Origin of the sequence: Chryseobacterium sp. WLY505 (assembly GCF_030846215.1) — a bacterium.
Lineage (GTDB): Bacteria > Bacteroidota > Bacteroidia > Flavobacteriales > Weeksellaceae > Chryseobacterium.
This window is the reverse complement of record NZ_JAVCWI010000007.1, coordinates 1-19,349: the sequence shown is the minus strand read 5'-3', so window position 1 is coordinate 19,349 and position 19,349 is coordinate 1. Positions and strand designations below refer to the sequence as shown.

The 19,349-nt window shown below is 37.1% G+C and carries 16 protein-coding genes; 10 read left to right on the top strand and 6 right to left on the bottom strand.

Features of this window, described 5'->3' with window-relative positions; translation table 11 throughout:
* Positions 1 to 23 precede the first annotated feature (23 nt).
* From RAH34_RS14865 to RAH34_RS14845, 5 genes are all read left to right on the top strand, one after another.
* Entirely contained in the window at positions 24 to 641 is a 618-nt protein-coding gene (locus tag RAH34_RS14865) for a DUF502 domain-containing protein (RefSeq protein WP_114822049.1), read from the top strand.
* A 94-nt stretch (positions 642 to 735) separates the two neighbouring features.
* The gene (locus tag RAH34_RS14860) at positions 736 to 2,112 is read left to right on the top strand and encodes a tryptophanase (protein WP_306596636.1); all 1,377 of its coding nucleotides are present in this window, start codon (positions 736 to 738) and stop codon (positions 2,110 to 2,112) included.
* 343 nt (positions 2,113 to 2,455) lie between these two features.
* Entirely contained in the window at positions 2,456 to 3,532 is a 1,077-nt protein-coding gene (locus RAH34_RS14855) for an FAD-dependent monooxygenase (RefSeq protein WP_306596635.1), read from the top strand.
* A gap of 2 nt (positions 3,533 to 3,534) precedes the next feature.
* Positions 3,535 to 4,692: a pyridoxal phosphate-dependent aminotransferase gene (locus tag RAH34_RS14850; protein WP_306596634.1), complete on the top strand. Its 1,158-nt coding sequence runs from the start codon at positions 3,535 to 3,537 to the stop codon at positions 4,690 to 4,692.
* A gap of 162 nt (positions 4,693 to 4,854) precedes the next feature.
* Positions 4,855 to 7,287, top strand: a complete 2,433-nt coding sequence (locus RAH34_RS14845; RefSeq protein ID WP_306596633.1) for a TonB-dependent siderophore receptor — start codon at positions 4,855 to 4,857, stop codon at positions 7,285 to 7,287.
* Positions 7,288 to 7,431: 144 nt separating this feature from the next.
* Here RAH34_RS14845 and RAH34_RS14840 read toward each other — a convergent pair whose 3' ends face one another.
* A complete protein-coding gene (locus tag RAH34_RS14840; protein WP_114822044.1) occupies positions 7,432 to 8,649 on the bottom strand; it encodes a PQQ-dependent sugar dehydrogenase in 1,218 nt (405 codons plus the stop codon).
* A 105-nt stretch (positions 8,650 to 8,754) separates the two neighbouring features.
* Between RAH34_RS14840 and uvrB the strand changes: the two genes are divergently transcribed.
* Entirely contained in the window at positions 8,755 to 10,746 is a 1,992-nt protein-coding gene (gene uvrB, locus RAH34_RS14835) for an excinuclease ABC subunit UvrB (protein WP_114822119.1), read from the top strand.
* Positions 10,747 to 10,821: 75 nt separating this feature from the next.
* On the opposite strand, the gene RAH34_RS14830 is transcribed toward uvrB, so the two are convergent.
* The 4 genes from RAH34_RS14830 to RAH34_RS14815 form a co-directional block, all read right to left on the bottom strand.
* Entirely contained in the window at positions 10,822 to 11,049 is a 228-nt protein-coding gene (locus RAH34_RS14830) for a DUF3820 family protein (protein WP_306596760.1), read from the bottom strand.
* 21 nt (positions 11,050 to 11,070) lie between these two features.
* Complete coding sequence (locus RAH34_RS14825) at positions 11,071 to 12,150, bottom strand: AI-2E family transporter (RefSeq protein WP_114822043.1); 1,080 nt, start codon at positions 12,148 to 12,150, stop codon at positions 11,071 to 11,073.
* 12 nt (positions 12,151 to 12,162) lie between these two features.
* Complete coding sequence (locus RAH34_RS14820) at positions 12,163 to 12,888, bottom strand: beta-carotene 15,15'-monooxygenase (protein ID WP_114822042.1); 726 nt, start codon at positions 12,886 to 12,888, stop codon at positions 12,163 to 12,165.
* Between the two features lie 72 nt (positions 12,889 to 12,960).
* Complete coding sequence (locus RAH34_RS14815; protein ID WP_306596632.1) at positions 12,961 to 13,686, bottom strand: hypothetical protein; 726 nt, start codon at positions 13,684 to 13,686, stop codon at positions 12,961 to 12,963.
* A gap of 45 nt (positions 13,687 to 13,731) precedes the next feature.
* Between RAH34_RS14815 and RAH34_RS14810 the strand changes: the two genes are divergently transcribed.
* Positions 13,732 to 14,709 carry an aminodeoxychorismate synthase component I gene (locus RAH34_RS14810; RefSeq protein ID WP_306596631.1) on the top strand — a complete coding sequence of 326 codons (978 nt, stop codon included), beginning with the start codon at positions 13,732 to 13,734 and terminating at the stop codon, positions 14,707 to 14,709.
* Positions 14,693 to 15,319, top strand: a complete 627-nt coding sequence (locus tag RAH34_RS14805) for an aminotransferase class IV (protein WP_306596630.1) — start codon at positions 14,693 to 14,695, stop codon at positions 15,317 to 15,319. The genes RAH34_RS14810 and RAH34_RS14805 overlap by 17 nt, the downstream gene beginning before the upstream one ends.
* A gap of 2 nt (positions 15,320 to 15,321) precedes the next feature.
* On the opposite strand, the gene menD is transcribed toward RAH34_RS14805, so the two are convergent.
* Complete coding sequence (gene menD, locus RAH34_RS14800) at positions 15,322 to 16,992, bottom strand: 2-succinyl-5-enolpyruvyl-6-hydroxy-3-cyclohexene-1-carboxylic-acid synthase (RefSeq protein ID WP_114822039.1); 1,671 nt, start codon at positions 16,990 to 16,992, stop codon at positions 15,322 to 15,324.
* A gap of 84 nt (positions 16,993 to 17,076) precedes the next feature.
* On the opposite strand from menD, the gene RAH34_RS14795 reads away from it, so the two are divergent.
* Both RAH34_RS14795 and RAH34_RS14790 read left to right on the top strand, forming a co-directional pair.
* Positions 17,077 to 18,027 carry an isopenicillin N synthase family oxygenase gene (locus RAH34_RS14795; RefSeq protein WP_114822038.1) on the top strand — a complete coding sequence of 317 codons (951 nt, stop codon included), beginning with the start codon at positions 17,077 to 17,079 and terminating at the stop codon, positions 18,025 to 18,027.
* Between the two features lie 457 nt (positions 18,028 to 18,484).
* A complete protein-coding gene (locus tag RAH34_RS14790) occupies positions 18,485 to 18,646 on the top strand; it encodes a hypothetical protein (protein WP_306596629.1) in 162 nt (53 codons plus the stop codon).
* Positions 18,647 to 19,349 lie beyond the last annotated feature (703 nt).

Below are 19,349 nucleotides of genomic sequence, written 5' to 3'. Positions count from 1 at the left end.
ATAAGAATAGTAAAGAATACACCTTGAAGAAGCCAAGCTTTGAAAATATCGCCAATATGTTCCTGAAAAACTTTTTCCAGGGACTGGTTATTATTGGTCCTATCGGGCTTACCATCTTTGTAATCTGGTATATTGTAAGTGCGATAGACAATCTTGTTCCGTCTCTTGCCAAGCAGATTCCTGGTCTTGTATTCGTATCTATCATTCTTTTTACTGCTATTTTAGGATATTTGGGAAATAAATTCGTGGTCGGAAGATTCTTTTTCGATACGATGGACAGCTTACTGGAGAAAACTCCAGGGATAAAACACATTTACACTCCTACGAAAGACGTCATGTCTTCATTCGTAGGCGACAAGAAAAAATTCAACGATCCTGTATGGGTAAAAACCAACGAGAACCCGGAAATCTGGAGAATCGGCTTTTTAACTCAAAAAGAAATGTCGGACGTTGACAAGCATAATTACGTTGCGGTATACCTTCCCCACTCGTACGCCATCTCGGGCTGGGTAATTGTTACTGAAGAAAAAAACATCAAACCTGTAGTGGGAATGACAGCAGCTTCTGCCATGAAGTTTGCAGTAAGCGGCGGTGTAGCCGGATTCCATTCTGATGAAAATATATTTAAGGCTCCGGAATAATCCCTTTTTCCGACTTATTTATACATTGATGAATTTTGAAAAATTATTTTCAAGCACATTTTCTTTACAAACAATTTAAAACATAATTTAACTCATGAATTTACCGTACGCGGAACCTTTCCGCATTAAAATGGTGGAAGAAATCTATCAGTCCACCAGAGAAGAAAGAGAGCAATGGCTTAAAGAAGCTAATTATAACCTTTTCAACCTAAGATCTTCACATGTTTATATTGACCTGCTTACCGATTCAGGGACGGGAGCAATGTCCGACAGACAATGGTCTGCTTTGATGACCGGAGACGAAAGCTATGCCGGATCCCGTTCTTTTGAGCAGCTACAGAAAACCGTTGAAAAAATCACAGGATTCAAATATTTATTACCAACACACCAGGGAAGAGCTGCTGAAAACGTCCTTTTCTCAGTATTGGTAAAAGAAGGTGATGTAGTTCCGGGGAACTCGCATTTTGACACAACAAAAGGACATATCGAAATCAGAAAAGCACATGCTATTGATTGTACGATAGACGAAGCTTTTGATATTAATGATCTTCACCCATTCAAAGGAAATATCAACCTTGAAAAACTGGAAGAAGTTTATAAAAGTCATCCAAAAGAAAATATTCCTTTCTGTTTAATTACCATTACCTGCAACTCTTCCGGAGGACAGCCCGTTTCTTTGGAAAACATGAAAGCTGTAAAAGCATTATCTGACCAATACGGAATTCCTGTATTCTTTGATTCAGCAAGATTTGCAGAGAATGCGTACTTCATCAAAAAAAGAGAATCAGGACAGGAAAACAGAAGCATTAAGGAAATCTGTAAAGAAATTTTTTCTTACGGAGACGGAATGACAATGAGTTCCAAAAAAGATGGTTTAGTGAACATCGGAGGATTCATTGCTTTGAATAATGAAGAAGTTTTCAGAAAGGCCTCTAACTTCACCATCATTTATGAAGGATTCATTACTTATGGAGGAATGGCCGGAAGAGATATGGCAGCATTGGCCGTAGGTCTTGATGAAGCTACAGAGTTTGCTTACCTTGAAAGCAGAATTTCTCAGGTTGAATATCTTGGAAATAAACTGATTGAATATGGAATTCCTGTTCAGAAACCTATCGGAGGACACGCTGTATTCATCGATTCTTTGAACTTCCTTCCGAATGTTTCCCGTGAAGAATATCCGGCTCAGACATTAGGGCTGGAAATTTATAAGGAAGCAGGGATCAGAACTGTAGAAATCGGGACTTTACTGGCAGACAGAGATCCTGATACAAGAGAAAACCGTTATCCGAAGTTAGAACTGGTACGTCTGGCAATTCCTAGGAGAACTTACACCAACAACCATATGGATTATATCGCTGCTGCTATCAAAAACGTATACGAAAGACGTGAAGAAATAGCAAAAGGATACAAGATCACGTGGGAACCGGAAATCTTAAGACACTTTACTGTTCAGCTTGAAAAAGCTTAATCATACAACCGGAATTTTTTCCGGTTTTTTTATGCCCAAAAACTCAAAGCTAGTGAAGCTAAAAACAATCTTGTTCTTTACGTTCTCAATACAAACCATCGATTAAACTACTAAAAATCATTAAGATATTGAAAACAAACACCTTTTATAAACAAATATAAATTAGTCATATTTTTTTATCATATAGTATATCTTATGTTTTTCATTTTATTTTTCATGAAATCAAAATTAAATTGATTTATTTTTTGAAATAGTGAAGGTTTTTAATTTTAATTTTGTATTTACCCGAGGGTGATTAAAAAAATACTTAAAAAACCAACCTGAAAAACACTTTATTCCGAAAATGAAGAAAATTGCTGTCGTGGGTGCCGGTATTTCCGGCTTGAGCATGGCGAATTACTTGGAAAAGCACAAGATCGACTACCACATATATGAAAGGAGAAAAAAAGAAGATCTGGCAGGTCACGGTTTTCTCATTCCACAGGAAGGAATGGACTATCTTTATCAGATCATTGATTCTGAGCTTCTTCTCCAACATGGAAATTTCCTGAAAAAATACATTCAATATTCCCACACCGGAAAAATTCTTGCAGAAAAAGAACTGAACAATGTCTTTGCCATTTCAAGACACTCACTGATCAATCTTTTGGCACAAAACATTGCTCCGGAAAAGATAACCTACGAAGAAACCATCATTCCTGATGAGCAGCAGGACGGAAAACTGAAGCTATCTGATGGAACTGATATTGATGCTGATATCGCTGTTATCTCTGATGGCTCCAGAAGCCGAATCAGAAGGAGTCTATTTAAAAATGAAACCATGAGGATGGTAAGAGAAAGTGAAGTAGTGAATATCATTCAGAATAAAGCAATTGCAGATGCTATTGATAATGACTTTATGAAGTTTCACCACGAGGAAGGCGGGCTGACTTTTGGTATTCTAAAGCTTGCCGATGATACCGTTCTCTGGTATTCACAGTTTGACAACCAGAAATATATGATCAATGAATGTTCTGCAGAGAACTTAAAGAAATATATGGTTGACGTTTTTAAAAACTGGCATCCTTTAGTCCCGGAAATCATACAGAAATCACACTACAACAATGTACATTTATGGAATGTATATGAACTGGAGGAGTTAAACCCTTTTTACAAAAATAATGTTGTATTCATCGGGGATGCAGCACATCCATTGATTCCATTTACCAGCCAGGGAGTCACCTCTGCTTTGAAAGACTCTTTCTCATTAACGAAATATTTAGTTGAAGAAGAAAATACAGAAACAGCTTTCAATAAATATGAAACGGAAAGAAAGCCGGAAATTGAGTTTCACATCCGTAATGGAAGGACACTGCTTAAGCAGTTTTTACTCCCTCTTCACCAACAGACAGAAAACATTTTACCCATATCTTATAAATAAATATGTTTACCAATAACGATATCAACTTTGAAGCCCTTAAGAGAAAAGCCTACAACGGAAGATGGGCAACCCTTGAGGATGGCATTATTCCCCTTACTGCAGCTGATCCCGATTTCAGAACGGCTCCTGAAATAGAACAGGGAATTATAGAATACCTGAAAGACGGTTACCTCAGCTACGGCCCTTTTTCCGGACTTCCTGAATTTAAGAAAAGCGTAGCAGATCATTTTAACCTGGAAAAACATGGAAGTTTCTCACCGGAAAATGTTCTGGCTGTCAACAGTGCTGCTCAGGGAATGTTTCTTATCGCATCCTACGTTCTTAACCCCGGAGATGAAGCCATTATTCTGGATCCTGTAGATTTTCTTTTCAAAAAATCAGTCGAAACTGCAGGTGGTAAAGTAATGCTCTGCCCTGTAGATACTACAACAGGAGAAATTGATTTTGAAAAACTGGTTTCTTTAATCAATCCCAGAACTAAACTTATCGGCATATGCAATCCTCACAATCCGCTCGGAAAAGTTTATTCTAAAGAAGTATTGGTAAAAATAGCAGAAATTGCATCTGCTCATGATCTTTGGGTGATGAGTGATGAAATCTGGAGTGATATTATTTATGATCATAAAGACTTTCATACGTATTCTTCCTTTTCAGAGAAGGCAAAGAGAAAGAGCTTTACCGTGTACGGATTTTCAAAATCATTCGGAATAGCAGGATTGAGAATTGGAGCTGTACTCTGTAATGATCACGATATCCTTGAAGACTTCACAGAAAAATCCAATTTCAATTCCACCATAGAAGGGGTTTCTACGCTGTCTCAGATTGCCGGAAGTGTAGCACTGGAGAAGGCAAAACCATGGTACAAAGAATTTTTGACTCACTTGCAGAGCAATAGAGATCTTGCTTTCAGATTATTAGACCGTTCAGAAATTGTAACACCTAATCTCCCGGAGGCAACTTTTGTATTGTTTCCAAAGATTAAAAACGGAATGACAAGTGACGAATTTGCCCAGCATGTCTTAACTCGCGGGAAAGTCGCCATTGTTCCGGGATCAGAAAGATGGTTCGGAAAAGGAGCGGAAGGACATATCAGAATTTGCTTCTCTACCTCCCAGGAAATTTTAGAAGAAGGAATTAACAGAATCATTACCAGCTTTTAACATTAAAAATTTTAATTAAATTCAAATAATAGATTATTATTATTCCGAATTTATCACAAATCGATACGAAATTAAGATATTCATACTAAATATTTTATTTTCGTATTGATTTAAAAATAAATATTGATAATTTTGATTGAATCATCACGTAAAATTATTAATATGAAAATAAAATACATCAGCATTATTTTCCTTGGAGTTTCTGCCTTCTCTTATGCCCAGCAGGTAAAAGATACTTTGAAAGAATCAAAAATTGACGAAGTCGCCATTACCGGAAGCCGAAACAAGAAAAGAACAGTGGTAAACACACCCGTTCCCATCGATATCATTGACATTAAACAAGTAAGCCAGTCAACAGGGCAGGTGGAAATCAACCAGCTTTTACAATTTTCTGCACCTTCTTTCAACTCCAATAAACAATCAGGATCCGACGGTGCTGATGCTGTAGATCCCGCTACTTTAAGAGGTCTTGGCCCTGACCAGACCTTACTTTTGTTAAATGGAAAAAGATATCATCAGTCTTCACTGATTAACCTTTTCGGAACGAAAGGAAGAGGAAATACGGGATATGACATGAATACAATCCCGATTGGCGCCATAAAAAGAGTGGAAGTTCTTCGTGACGGAGCATCAGCCCAATACGGATCAGATGCTATCGCAGGAGTTATCAATGTTATTTTGAATGACAGAGACAAAGGTTTTGAAGGAAATCTATTCACAGGTATGAATCTTTTCAAAAGTCCAGGTAATAATGATGTTGTTTCAGATCACAAAGTGGATGGAACCACCTTTGATTTCAATGGAAACTTAGGAACTAAAATAGGTTCAAAAGGCGGTTTCGGAAATTTCACCGTAGAGTTTGTGAATAAAGATTATGCTATACGAAATGCAAATCCGGATATTTATACTTCTCCCAGACAGCGTTTCGGAGATGCAAAAGCTCAGAACATTTACTTTTTCGGAAATATTGAAGTCCCGTTATCTGATGGACTGAAGTTTTATTCCCGCCAGGGTTTTTCGCATAGAAATACGAAGGCTTATGCATGGACCAGAACCCCTGATGCAGACGGTAATATTCCGGAAGTTTACCCTACAGGATTTAACCCGATTGAAAATACCAGCATTACAGATTTCACGTTTGACAACGGATTAAAGTTCAAAGTTGCTGACTGGGATGTCGATTTTTATAATGCTTTTGGGAACAACAGATTCACTTATCAGATAGACAATACTATTAATGCCACTTTAGGAGTCAAATCTCCTACAAGCTTTAATGCAGGAGGACATTCTCTGCTGCAGAACACAACCGGGTTTAATGCTGTGAAACAGTTTAAAGTACTGGAAGGGCTTAACGTTGCTTTCGGATCAGAATTCAGATATGAAAAATTTGATATCATAAAAGGAGAAGAGGCTTCTTACGCCATGTATGATATCAATGGAAATGTAGTTACAAAAGATACTCCTCAAAATTTATGGGTAACAGTTCCTGGCTCTGATCCTATACGTTATCGTCCGGGGGGATCACAAGGTTTTCCAGGCTATTCTATTGATTTTGGCAAGAGCAGAAACAACTTTGCGGCCTATGTAGATACTGAATTGGATGTTACCAAAAACTGGATGATAAGCATTGCCGGAAGGTTTGAAAATTATAATGATTTCGGAAGTACTCTGAATGGTAAGTTTGCCACAAGATATGCGATCACGCCACAGTTTGCTTTCCGTGGGTCTGTTTCTACGGGATTCAGAGCTCCTTCTCTGGCTCAGAAATACTACAGTCAGCAGTTTACCAATTTCCAGGGTGGTCAATTGGTCACTATCCAGCTGGCCTCTAATGACAGCAAAATTGCAAGCAGCCTGGGAATTCCTCAACTGAAGCAGGAAACTTCTGTGAATGGAAGTGCCGGATTTACTTTCAATACCGGAAAGTTCACAGCCACCATAGATGGTTATTACATTCGTGTTAAAGACAGAATCGTTCTTACCGGATATTTTGCACAAGCAGACTTACCGGCAGATGTTCAGGCAGAAAATCCATTTATCGATCAAGTACAGTTCTTTTCCAATGCCATTGATACCAAAACAAAAGGAGTTGATGTGATCTTAAGCTATACTGAAAATATCGGTTCCGGAAAACTGACCGCTACCTTGGCCGGAAACTATAATGATATGGAAATCACAAAAGTAAATACTTCAGAACAGCTGGCAGGGAAAGAAGATATTTACCTGAGCGCAAGAGAAAAAGCATTTATTCTTGCTTCTGCTCCGAAAACAAAAGTGAATTTAAACCTTAATTACAGACTCAACAAATTCAATGTAAACCTGCAGATGGTAAGGTTTGATAAAGTAACCCTGATTGGCTATGATGACTCGGAACAGGTTTATAATCCAAAAGTAACCACCGATCTTTCTTTCGGCTATGAATTCTGCAAGAATTTGAATCTGACTTTAGGAAGTAAAAACCTGTTCAACAGATATCCTACTTTACAGACCACACATGTATCCGACGGAAATACAGAAGCCGGAGGTATTTTTGATCCTGTACAGATGGGTTTTGCCGGAAGACAGGTTTTCGCCAGACTTAACTTTAAGTTTTAAGAGAATAAAAAGAAACTGTATCAAAGGTTAATAATTTCACCTTTGTCATTCTGACGAAGGAAGAATCTCATTTATAAACCAATAACATAAGATTCTTCACTACATTTCATTTCGTTCAGAATGACATTTTGATACAGTTTTTTTTTATTTTTTTGAAATTTTATAAAGCTTACCACTATCTGTTACCGCATACAGATTCCCATCCATCCCGTTTAATACATCGCGGAAACGTTCTTTCTGATCTGCAAGAAGACGTTCTTCTCCTACCACTTTATTATCTTTCATGACAATTCTGTTAATGTGTTCACCACTCAGGCATCCGATCATGAGATTTCCTTTCCATTCCTCAATATTCCCTGTATAGAAAGTAATTCCACTTGGTGAGATCACAGGATCCCAATAATAGACAGGCTGTTCGGTTCCTTCTTTTTGGGTGATGCCCTGTCCTACCTTATCTCCTGAATATTCAATACCATAGGTTACATCTCCCCAGCCGTAATTTTTTCCCGGTTGAATCAGATTGATTTCATCACCCCCTCTTGGCCCCATTTCCACATCCCAAAGATTACCGTTAGGATCTATCGCCATTCCCTGGGGATTTCGGATCCCGTAAGCATATATTTCCGGTTTATAGCCGGATTTTCCAATAAAAGGATTTCCCGGAGCAGGTTTACCATCTTTGGTAATCTTCAAAATTTTTCCAAGATAATTATCTGTTTTCTGCGCATATACGCGGGTAACCTTATCTGACCTTTCTCCTGTACTGACAAATAAATTTCCGTCCTTATCAAATGCCAGACGGCTTCCGTAGTGCTTATCACCGTCATAGGAAGGTTCAGCACGGAAAATAACTTTTGCTTCTGAAATATTTTTAAGATCAGCAGACAGCTTTCCCTTCGCTACAGATGTTAAATTCCCTTTTCCAAAAGGCTCAGAAAAACTGAAGTAAATAATACTATTGGTTTTAAAATCAGGATCCAGAGCAACATCCAGCATTCCGCCCTGTCCTTTTGAATCTACTTTTGGAAAGCCTTCAATTTTTGATACTTGTTTTCCATCTGTTGAAACCACATTCATATACCCTTTCTTATCTGTGATGAGAAATTTTCCGTCAGGTAAATTGATAATTCCCCAGGGTCTTCCAAGGTCTTTATTCAATATTTCTATGGCATAGGGTGTTGTTGTTTTTACAGCCTTGATTCTTGTCTGCCCTTTAAATGCCGGCTTATAGTCAGAATTGGGATTTTCCGTTTCCACACTTCCATCATTCCCTGTCTTCTGAGCATTGGCATGATTCTCTTTGCAAGAAGATAAAAAAAGAAAAAGACTTACTACAGGAATATAAAATTGATTGATTTTCATAGTATTATGATTAGGTGATTGTAGGCTATGAATGGAAAAATAATGCCACAAAAGATGATATGGCCTAATAATTTCTTTCGTATTTTTGTTGTATACATCTTTTCTATGGATTTTAAGCTTCAATCAGAATATAAACCTACCGGAGATCAGCCCCAAGCTATTGAAAAACTTACTGAAGGAATAGAGATCGGTGAGAAATATCAAACGCTTCTTGGGGTAACAGGTTCCGGAAAAACCTTTACTGTTGCGAATGTTATACAAAAAGTACAACGTCCCACTCTGGTACTGGCACACAACAAAACGCTTGCTGCCCAGCTCTTCATGGAGTTTAAAGAGTTTTTTCCCGAAAACGCAGTGGAATACTTTGTCAGCTACTATGATTACTACCAACCCGAGGCTTATATTGCTACAACGGGAACTTATATTGAAAAAGACCTGAGCATCAATGAAGAAGTTGAAAAATTACGTCTTTCTGCAACTGCCAGCCTTCTTTCGGGAAGAAGAGACGTTTTGATTGTGGCTTCTGTTTCATGTATTTACGGTATCGGGAATCCTACGGAATTTCATAAATCTTTGATTTCTATCGCCATTGGTGAGAAAGTGACTAGAACTGCACTTCTCCATTCATTAGTTAACGCACTATACGCGAGAACGCTGAATGAATTCCAGAGAGGAACATTCCGTGTGAAAGGAGATGTTATTGATGTTTTCCCTGCATATACTGATAATGCGATCAGAATTCAGTTTTTTGGAGATGAAATTGAGAAAATTCAAAGTTTTGATCCGGTAACAGGAAATGTAGAGGATAATTTTGATCAGATACAGATTTACCCTGCCAATCTTTTTGTAACATCGAAGGAGACCTTAAATGGTGCCATTAAAGACATCCAGGATGACATGGTAAAACAGGTGGATTTCTTTAGCTCAGTCGGAAAACCATTAGAAGCCAAACGACTTCAGGAAAGAACAGAACTGGATCTTGAAATGATTAAAGAACTGGGTTATTGCTCAGGGATTGAGAACTACTCAAGGTATCTGGATGGTCGTCTTCCGGGAACAAGACCTTTCTGCCTTATTGATTATTTCCCTAAAGATTTTTTAATGGTTATTGATGAAAGTCACGTAACCGTTCCACAAGTTCATGCCATGTACGGCGGAGATCGAAGCAGAAAAGAAGCACTGGTGGAGTACGGTTTCAGACTTCCTGCAGCAATGGACAACAGACCCTTAAAGTTTGAAGAGTTTGAAGCCATTCAGAATCAGGTTATTTATGTTTCTGCGACACCTGCAGATTATGAACTGGAAAAAACCGGAGGGGCTTATATTGAACAAATCATCCGTCCTACCGGGCTTCTTGACCCGATCATTGAAGTAAGACCTTCACTGAACCAGATCGATGATCTGATGGAAGAAATCCAGAAAAGAGCCGATGTTGATGAAAGGGTACTGGTAACTACTTTAACCAAGAAAATGGCAGAGGAACTTACAAAATACTTTACCAAGTTCGGAATCAGAACAAGGTATATTCACTCGGATGTTGAAACATTGGAACGTATTCAGATTATGCAGGATCTTCGTTTAGGACTTTTTGATGTATTGATTGGGGTTAACTTATTGAGAGAAGGATTGGATTTACCTGAAGTTTCATTAGTTGCTATTCTGGATGCTGATAAAGAAGGAATGCTGAGAAGCAGAAGATCAATGATCCAAACTGTAGGACGTGCCGCAAGGAACGTGAACGGAAAAGCAATCATGTACGCTGACAAGATCACGAAATCCATGCAGGCTACTTTGGATGAAACTGAATACCGCCGCGCTAAACAAATGCAGTACAATGATGAGCATGGTCTGAAGCCAACAGCTTTAAATAAAAAGATTTCTGAAAATCTTGTGGGAAGGAGCAAAGACTTCCCTGATGAAAAATATACCCAAAAAGAAATTCTTCAGAAAGTTGCCGAGACAAAAGCAACTTATGCCACTGAGGATATTGAGAAAATGATTGCTCAGAAACAGAAAGAAATGGAAGCTGCAGCAAAAAATCTTGACTTTATTAAAGCTGCCAAGTTGAGAGATGAAATTTCAGCTTTGAAAGCTTAAAAGGATTAATGATAGAATAATTTCGGCGGCATCTTCGATGCCGCCGAAATTATATAAAAATGGTCTATTTAATTTTTATAATCCATTCCTTACTGTTGCTCTGATGGGAGTCAAAAGATCCATAAGTCCGTTTAACTTGATCTCATAAACTGTTGAAAGCTGCATTCCCAGTTTTCCTTTTGGCATTCCGTTTTTATTAAACCATTCCAGATAGCTGATCGGAAGATCCACCAGAACCGTTCCTTCATATTTGCCGAAAGGCATTTTCAAGACACAGATTTCTTTTAATATCTCAGGATTAATTCCTTCCACGTTTTTATATAATTAAATTAATTTTTCTTTAATATCATCCTGACCGGGCAGCTCAAGGTCCGGAGGAGTATCTTCATCCGAAAATTCGTTTCTGTATACCTGAACCAGTAGAAGGGTCAGTGAGATCAGAATAGGTCCGAAAATAAGTCCCATGAAACCAAACAGATTCATTCCCATGATGATTCCGAATACGGTATTCAATGGATGAATATCTTCAAGTTTCTTTAAAAGGGTAAACCTAAGGAGGTTATCAGTAAGTCCTACCACCACAAGACAGTAGATGGCCAAACCAATTCCTTGTCCGGTATTACCTTCCGCAATCATAAATATACACACCGGAACATAGATAATAGCGGTTCCTACGACAGGAATTACAGATGCCGCAGCCGTTAGTGCGAAAAGCAATGCTGCTCCCGGTGCTCCAAAAATCAGATAGCCGATAAGCGCAACAATCCCCTGCCCTACAGCCACAACCGGAATTCCTATGGCATTGGCCATGATTAATTTTCTCATTTTATCGCCGATCAGAGAGATGTTTGCTCTCTTCAGCGGGGCGGAAGAAGTAAGAATCTTTTCAAAAAGTCTCGGTCTCTCCAGCATAAAATAGAGAATAAAATACATAGACATTACTACGGTAAGGGTATTGAATGTCCCACTGACTGCAGAAGTAGAAAATTTTCCTACATTATCTTTCAGCTTGGCCATATTTTCTTTGCTCAGAATATCAAACCCTGTTTTTGAGAAAATATAAGAATGTATTTTGTCCAGGAAAACATTGAATTTAGCCATGTAAGCCTGGGCATTTCCCAGTTTATCAATAATGAGATCGGCAATAAAATAAATCGGAAGAATAAGAACGATAAGACTTGCAAACATCAATGCAAAGGCTGCCAGTGACGGTTTCCATTTTTTCTCTTCCTGCAGATAAAAATTATACTTTCTGCAGACTACATAAATGGTAATTGCTCCCAAAACAGAGGGAATAAACAATGCGAGATTAAAACAGATCAATCCGGTCAATACCAGAATGATGGCCAGTAACGACATCTGCTTTATCGCAACACTGCTTATTTGTTTGTCCTTATTCATCATGTATTTTATATTTTATTTGCTGTACATAATCTGTCTTGGTTTTCCTAAGAAAGCACAATAGGTAGAGTACATTACGACCATAATAAACGGAGCCGTTAAGATGATACCGATTCCACAAAGAATAATTCCTGCAGCAGAAATCAGGCCTCCTAAAAGTCCGGTTAATAAAAAAGTTCCATAGTTTTCTTTAGCAATATTAAACGACTTTGATAAAGCTTCTGTAGCTGAAGCATTTTCAAATAACAGAATCGGATATCCTATTAAAAGGAAAGGATATACAAAAATGATAGGCAAAACGCACAATGCCAGAGCAATTGAGGAAATGATCCAGGCAAGAAGACTATAAATCAAAATGTTTACAAAATTCTGGCGGTATCCGATAAAAAGATCAGAAAATTCAATCGGGCTTTTGGTATTGTATTTATTGACCATATAGATCAATCCTACATACAAAGGAGATAATAAAAGACCGAAAAGGCTGGACGCTCCCATATATAAAGGAAGTCCCGGAGCACTCCAATAATTAAAATCTCCTCCTGATTTCATTTCTTCCACCATAGAAGCAGAGTCAAACCCGGTAAGCATTTGAATAACAGAACCTCCGATCAGGTAGATGATCATAGCTACAATTCCGTAACCGAAAACGCCTTTGTACATTTCAAAAGCATGAGAAATTATTGATCCCGTTTCTCTGTTGGGTACAGAGCCCTGCTGATCAAATTCGTTAAATTCAGACATAGTTTAAATATTTAATGATTTTACCAAATTTACTTTTTTTTAGTAAAAAATCCCATTAAACACGAATGAATTTTAACTTTTCTCGGAAAAGACTGTTTTATACAATGAATAAATCATCGCATTCCAAAAAGGAAAAGTGAAAAGCCCGCCTATCAGAAACAAGGCAAAACCTAAGTACTTAAATAGAAAAGCAACGATCACGCACACCATGATTTCAACAAAATACATTTTAAGAGCTTTAAAATTCAGGGAAATAGCTTCAAAAATTCTTTTATTGGTAAAGAACATCAATGGAGCTACAAAGATGGTTACAGCAACCCAGATTATAGCCAATACAACAGTAGGAATGGTAAACCTGTAAATAAAGAACCAGAAAAGAAAATATCCCACATACTTAAAAAAGTTAAGCCCGTTGTACCCTGCAAAAAGATCTCCTATCACAATATTCTCTTTAAGATCCATCTTACGGAAGATCTGGAACATTCCAAGATTTAAAGGATACAGAAATGCCGTGGTTGCCCAGATTGCCAATGTAAACATCTGATAATTTTCGGTAGCTGTTATTTCCTCCATTTTTTTCAGATAAACCTGAGTGCCCTGCATAAAGGCTTCCTGCAATTCTTTATTATAAGAAAAAATATTATACTTCTCTCCGAAAAGCATTACTCCGGTAAGCAATATTCCAAAAAAGACGATGGAAAACATCAACTGAAAAACGAGTGTCTTATTCCAATAAAAAAATGCCTGCTTCAATATAAAATCTATTCCCGGTTTCTGAGGATATTTATTCTGCATCATAAAAAAATTTATGCAAAAGTAAACATCAATAAGTACTTTTGTAGAATGTTTTCAGTGAATCATCAAAAATTTATCGAAATGGACGAGCTTTCCCTTCAGAAGGTTCCCTATTTTTTCATCATCGACTTTCTCTCGGAGAATGTTGAAATCTATCAGGAGCATGAAATTGAAAAAGAAGGTTTAATTATTGATTTTCAATACTTTTCAAACACAAAAGAGACACATAAACTGGACAAAAAAGTAGTCTGGAAATCCTTTCCTGAAACATTGGAGAGTTTTCAGATTGGTTTCGATAAGGTTCAAAAAAACATTCGCCTGGGAAACTCTTACTTAGTAAATTATACTAGAAAAACGAAGATAGAGACCAATTTAACCTTAGAAGAAATTTTTTACCACTCAAATGCAAAGTACAAAGTTTTTTATAAAGATTTTTTTGTATTTTTTTCTCCTGAAACTTTTGTAAAGATCATTGACGGAAAAATTTTCACCTATCCTATGAAAGGAACAATTGACGCATCTATTGAAAATGCAGCAGAAATTCTGAAGAATGACAGAAAGGAGAAGGCAGAACATTACACCGTAGTAGATCTTCTCCGGAATGATCTGAGTATGGTCGCTGATGAAGTAAAGGTGGACCAGTTCCAGCATATTGACTTTATCAAAACCCAGCAAAAGGATTTATATGCAATGAGTTCTGAAATTTCAGGAATGATAAAACCTGAATATGAGAGAAAAGTAGGAAGCATTATGAAGAAACTTCTTCCTGCGGGATCTATTTTAGGAGCTCCCAAGCCTAAAACACTGGAAATAATTCTGGATGCGGAAGGATATGACAGAGGATATTACACGGGAATTTGCGGCTGGTTTGACGGCCAGAATGTAGACAGCTGTGTGATGATACGCTTTATTGAAAAAGAAGGAGAACAATTATACTTCAAAAGCGGAGGCGGTATAACGCACATGAGTAAACTAGAAGACGAGTATCAGGAAATGAAAAATAAAATCTATGTCCCAATTCATTGAAAGCATTAAAGTAGAAGATAAGGAGGTTTTTCTATTGGATCTACATCAGAAACGTGTCAATCAAACATTTTCCCACTTCGGGAAGGAAGACTCTATAGACCTGGCCAAAATCTATAAAAATCTGCAGCATGATGAGGATGGTCTTTTCAAGCTGAGAATTGCCTATGATCTTGATAAAAGAATCAGGACACAGATGATTCCCTACGCTATTCCTGAAATACAGGATTTTCAGCTGGTAGAAAACAACAGCTTTGATTATTCATTCAAATTTGAAGATCGTAAGGAACTGGATAAAATGAAAATGAAATCCAAGGCAGAAGAAATCATCATTGTTAAAAACAACCATATCACCGATACTTCTTTCTCTAACCTTTTATTTTTAAAAGGAAAAGATTGGTTTACACCTTCTACTTATCTGCTGAACGGAGTACAAAGACAGCATCTTTTAAAGCAAAAAAAGATCAAAGAAACGGAGATTACTTTACAGAACGTAAAGCAATTCACCCATTTCCAGATCATTAATGCGTTGAATGATTTTGATGATATGTTTATCTATCCTGTCGACAGAATTATCAATCTGCCGGGGAATGAAGAATATCTTGATCTTTAAATCTATTTCATAAACTCAAAATACGACTTCAGTACATCTGCACTATTCTTCCCGTGAGTATTTACTTCCAGGATTTTTGGCTGTGCATCAGGTTTGAAGAAATTCTCAAGAACCCTGTCCAGCGTAAGTTCATCCTCTACTCTGATATAGGAGAATCCAAAATGTTTCGCCAGAGATTCTGCATTTTTACGGTGTTTTGTCGCAATAAATTCGTCCAGAGTATTCGGATTGGCATTTCCAGGTCCGGGAATGATTTTAAAGATATTTCCTTCACCATTATTGAAGATCATAATTCTTACAAATGGTGGAATATATTGGTTCCAAAGACCATTGATATCATAGAAGAAACTCAGGTCTCCTGTGATCAATAAAGTTGGGTTTTCATTTTTGATGGCAAATCCCATTGCTGTAGAAGTAGATCCATCAATACCACTTGTTCCTCGGTTACAATACATTTTTCTCTTTCCGAAATCAAACAGCTGGGCATATCTGATCCCAGATGAATTACTGAAATGAATATTATAATTTTCAGGAATCGTCTGTGATGCTTTATTGAAGAAATAAAAATCTGAAAAATCAATTGTATTTATAAACTGCTCGTGTTTAGCATCTTTTTTATCCCTTAAAACATCCCAAAGATTAAAATAAGGTCTTGGTTCCAGATTGATAAACTTCAGTAATTTTGAGAAGAAAACCTCAGGTTTTACCTCTATCTTTTCTGTCAGTGAGAAATAAGTATCAGGCTGCCATACTTCATCCAGATGCCAGTGCTGTTTCGGGCGTGCACTTCTCAGGAATTGTTTTACCTTTTTGGAAACCACATTCTGTCCTACTGTAATCAACAGATCAGGAGCATATGTTTTATAATCCTCTTCCGTAAAATTGAAAATATAGCGGTCTATATGTTTGAAGAACTTCTCATGGTGTAAATTTGAATTGGCTTCACTCAATACCACCACAGAATGGTTTTTCACCAACTGAGTCAGCTGGTTTTCCAGTTCCGGACTGTAATCTCTTGTTCCCACCAACAGCATAATTCTTTGTGAAGTATGCCATTCCGCAATCAGATTGGACGGAATTTCATACTCTTTATGTTTAATCGTTTTCTCCACAGTTGGAAAAGTAGGAAGCTCAGACACCAGCTCATACAAAGGTTCTTCCAAAGGAATATTAATATGTACCGGACCCTGTTTTTCAAAACAAAGTTCAATCGCTTTTTTAATGATATCAAAATTAATATCTTCTGCATTCTCCTTGCTGTCTTCCAAAAGCTGGAAATCACCATAGGAATGCTGATGAAAAACATCCTTCTGCCTTATCGTCTGTCCATCGAATATATCCACGAAATCAGTCGGCCGGTCTGCCGTCAGTACCAAAAGAGGTACATTCTGATAGAAAGCTTCGGTAATCGCCGGATAATAATTAACGACGGCTGATCCGCTCGTACAGGTAATCGCGGCAGGCTTTTTCTCACTTTTTGCCATTCCCATTGCCACGAAAGCAGCACTTCTTTCGTCTACAATGCTGTAGCAGTTGAAACTATCTACCTCTGAAAAATGGATGGCCAAAGGAGCATTTCTTGACCCCGGAGAAATTACGATATCTGCAATTCCGTACTGCTGAAGAAGATGTGCAAGTATTTGGATACTTCTCTTAGAAGAATATTTTTTCATACAGCAAATTTAACTTATAAATAATGATTTTAAAATCATTTAAATTAAAAAAAATGTAATTTTGCTGTTCGTAAATTTCTAAAAATGGATAAAATACCTAGTGTAGACCTGCGTGATTTCCTTTCGGGCAACCCGGAACGCAAACAGAAATTTGTAAATGAAATCGGAAAAGCTTATGAAGAAATTGGTTTTGTAGCCTTAAAAGGCCACTTTCTTGATGACAACCTAGTAGAAGATTTGTATGGAGAGGTGAAAAACTTTTTTGAACAGCCAGTGGAAACGAAACAAAAGTATGAGATTCCAGGAATTGGTGGCCAGAGAGGTTATGTAGGATTCGGTAAAGAAACTGCTAAAGGTTTCAAAAAAGGAGACTTAAAAGAATTTTGGCATTTTGGACAGTATCTGTCTGATGACTCAAAATACAGAACTGAGTATCCGGACAACGTAATCGTTGATGAACTTCCAAAATTCAACGAAGTTGGTAAAGAAGCATTTCAAATGCTTGAGAAAACAGGACAGTATGTGTTAAGAGCCTTAGCATTACACCTTGGTTTGGATGAATTTTATTTTGATGACAAAATCGCAGAAGGAAATTCTATTTTAAGACCTATTCACTACCCGCCAATTACTGAAGAGCCAGATGATGCGGTAAGAGCAGCAGCTCACGGAGACATCAACCTTATCACTCTTTTAATGGGAGCACAGGGGAAAGGTCTTCAGGTTCAAAATCACAACGGAGAATGGATTGATGCCATTGCAGAACCAGATGAACTAATGATCAATGTTGGAGATATGCTTTCAAGACACACCAACAACAAATTGAAATCTACCATTCACAGAGTGGTAAACCCACCAAGAGAAATGTGGAGTACTTCAAGATATTCAATTCCTTTCTTTATGCATCCTATCAGTGCAATGTCTTTAAATGCACTTGAAAATTGTGTAGATGAAAACAATCCAAAATTATACGAAGATACGACTGCAGGAGAATTCCTGCATGAAAGATTGATCGAACTGGGATTGATTAAAAAATAAAAAAGAAACGGCTGCCTCTGATTTGAGACAGCCGTTTTTACTATATTACATTCCAGTTAAACAGGAAACGCGTGTACATAACATTGTACAGCTATTCATTCTGTAACAACCATTATTTTGATTATTCAATTCCTGACAAGGATCATCAGGAGAATCCCTCAGATCATAACACTTATCAATTCCTCCTGAAATACTTTTCAATTCCTTTCTCTCAATTTTCTTTAAATTTTTCATAGTTATAGTTTTAGTTTTTCCTACTCTATAAGCTTTTCGGATAACTCTAGCTAAAAATAACATTTATTTTATTAGCAATCAAACATGTAGATAAAAATCATTGATCATATAACCCTCAAAACTGCTTATTCTATTAATTTTTTATTTTTAATGTAATAAACATTATTAATTAAAAATATTTTAACTATTTTTACTTTACTTACAAATTTTCAATTAAAACCATATGAAAAATCTAAAAAAACTAAAAAAAGACCAATTAAAAAACATTTCAGGAGGTGCTACCCTTCCCGAAACAGAATTCTGCATGTATTATTGTAATGGAACCATTGTTTGTGCAACCTGCAGCGATGATTTCAAATGCCCGGACACCAACAGTGATATGTAAGATTAAAATCAAAATGTAACCCATAAGAACCGTTTCTTTAGAGGAGCGGTTTTTTTATTTCATCCAGGTTAAAATAACATAGATTCCGGAGCTTAAAGACTTGTGACAAACATATGGCAAGTTTTGTATATTATAAGCCATTTATGGGCCTAAAATGAAAGCCTGTGAATACTCCTTTTCCGGGTTATATAATAAGAGTGTTACAAGATTCCGAGTTTCGGGTTTCGGGTTACGGGTTATGAATGCGAAGTATCATTTCAGACTTTTTCAATTCCTATGGAATGGATGATGCATCAATAGTTTTTCATCCTTTGTGTCATTCTCTATCTCTAGGAATCAAGGTTTATTTATGAGAGTTTTAAGGATGTAAAATGACAGGATAATATGTAAGGTTATTTAGCCGTTAGTGTTAGCATTGTCATGCTGAGCGGAGTCGAAGCATTTTAATAAAGAAGAACTCTGTTTAGACTCCTACGGAGTGACCATTGGAGTGTGTGCTGTGCGTTATCATTGATAAGTGATCAATGAGAAATGACAAGTGATGAATGATGAATAATCGATGTAGTGCTCATTACTCATTACTCATTACTCATGAATTGAGCTGGGTATAAAACAAAAAAACCTTTATCGTAAAGATAAAGGTTTTTTAAAAATAAAATAAAAACTGGCGGCGGCCTACTCTCCCGCGTTAGCAGTACCATCG

Excerpts from the sequence above, each read along its gene's own strand:
- RAH34_RS14860 (WP_306596636.1), top strand. The coding sequence starts at position 736 with ATGAATTTACCGTACGCGGAACCTTTCCGCATTAAAATGGTGGAAGAA.
- RAH34_RS14855 (WP_306596635.1), top strand. The coding sequence starts at position 2,456 with ATGAAGAAAATTGCTGTCGTGGGTGCCGGTATTTCCGGCTTGAGCATG.
- RAH34_RS14850 (WP_306596634.1), top strand. The coding sequence starts at position 3,535 with ATGTTTACCAATAACGATATCAACTTTGAAGCCCTTAAGAGAAAAGCC.
- RAH34_RS14845 (WP_306596633.1), top strand. The coding sequence starts at position 4,855 with ATGAAAATAAAATACATCAGCATTATTTTCCTTGGAGTTTCTGCCTTC.
- RAH34_RS14840 (WP_114822044.1), bottom strand. The coding sequence starts at position 8,649 with ATGAAAATCAATCAATTTTATATTCCTGTAGTAAGTCTTTTTCTTTTT.
- uvrB (WP_114822119.1), top strand. The coding sequence starts at position 8,755 with ATGGATTTTAAGCTTCAATCAGAATATAAACCTACCGGAGATCAGCCC.
- RAH34_RS14825 (WP_114822043.1), bottom strand. The coding sequence starts at position 12,150 with ATGATGAATAAGGACAAACAAATAAGCAGTGTTGCGATAAAGCAGATG.
- RAH34_RS14820 (WP_114822042.1), bottom strand. The coding sequence starts at position 12,888 with ATGTCTGAATTTAACGAATTTGATCAGCAGGGCTCTGTACCCAACAGA.
- RAH34_RS14815 (WP_306596632.1), bottom strand. The coding sequence starts at position 13,686 with ATGATGCAGAATAAATATCCTCAGAAACCGGGAATAGATTTTATATTG.
- RAH34_RS14810 (WP_306596631.1), top strand. The coding sequence starts at position 13,732 with ATGTTTTCAGTGAATCATCAAAAATTTATCGAAATGGACGAGCTTTCC.
- RAH34_RS14805 (WP_306596630.1), top strand. The coding sequence starts at position 14,693 with ATGTCCCAATTCATTGAAAGCATTAAAGTAGAAGATAAGGAGGTTTTT.
- menD (WP_114822039.1), bottom strand. The coding sequence starts at position 16,992 with ATGAAAAAATATTCTTCTAAGAGAAGTATCCAAATACTTGCACATCTT.
- RAH34_RS14795 (WP_114822038.1), top strand. The coding sequence starts at position 17,077 with ATGGATAAAATACCTAGTGTAGACCTGCGTGATTTCCTTTCGGGCAAC.
- RAH34_RS14790 (WP_306596629.1), top strand. The coding sequence starts at position 18,485 with ATGAAAAATCTAAAAAAACTAAAAAAAGACCAATTAAAAAACATTTCA.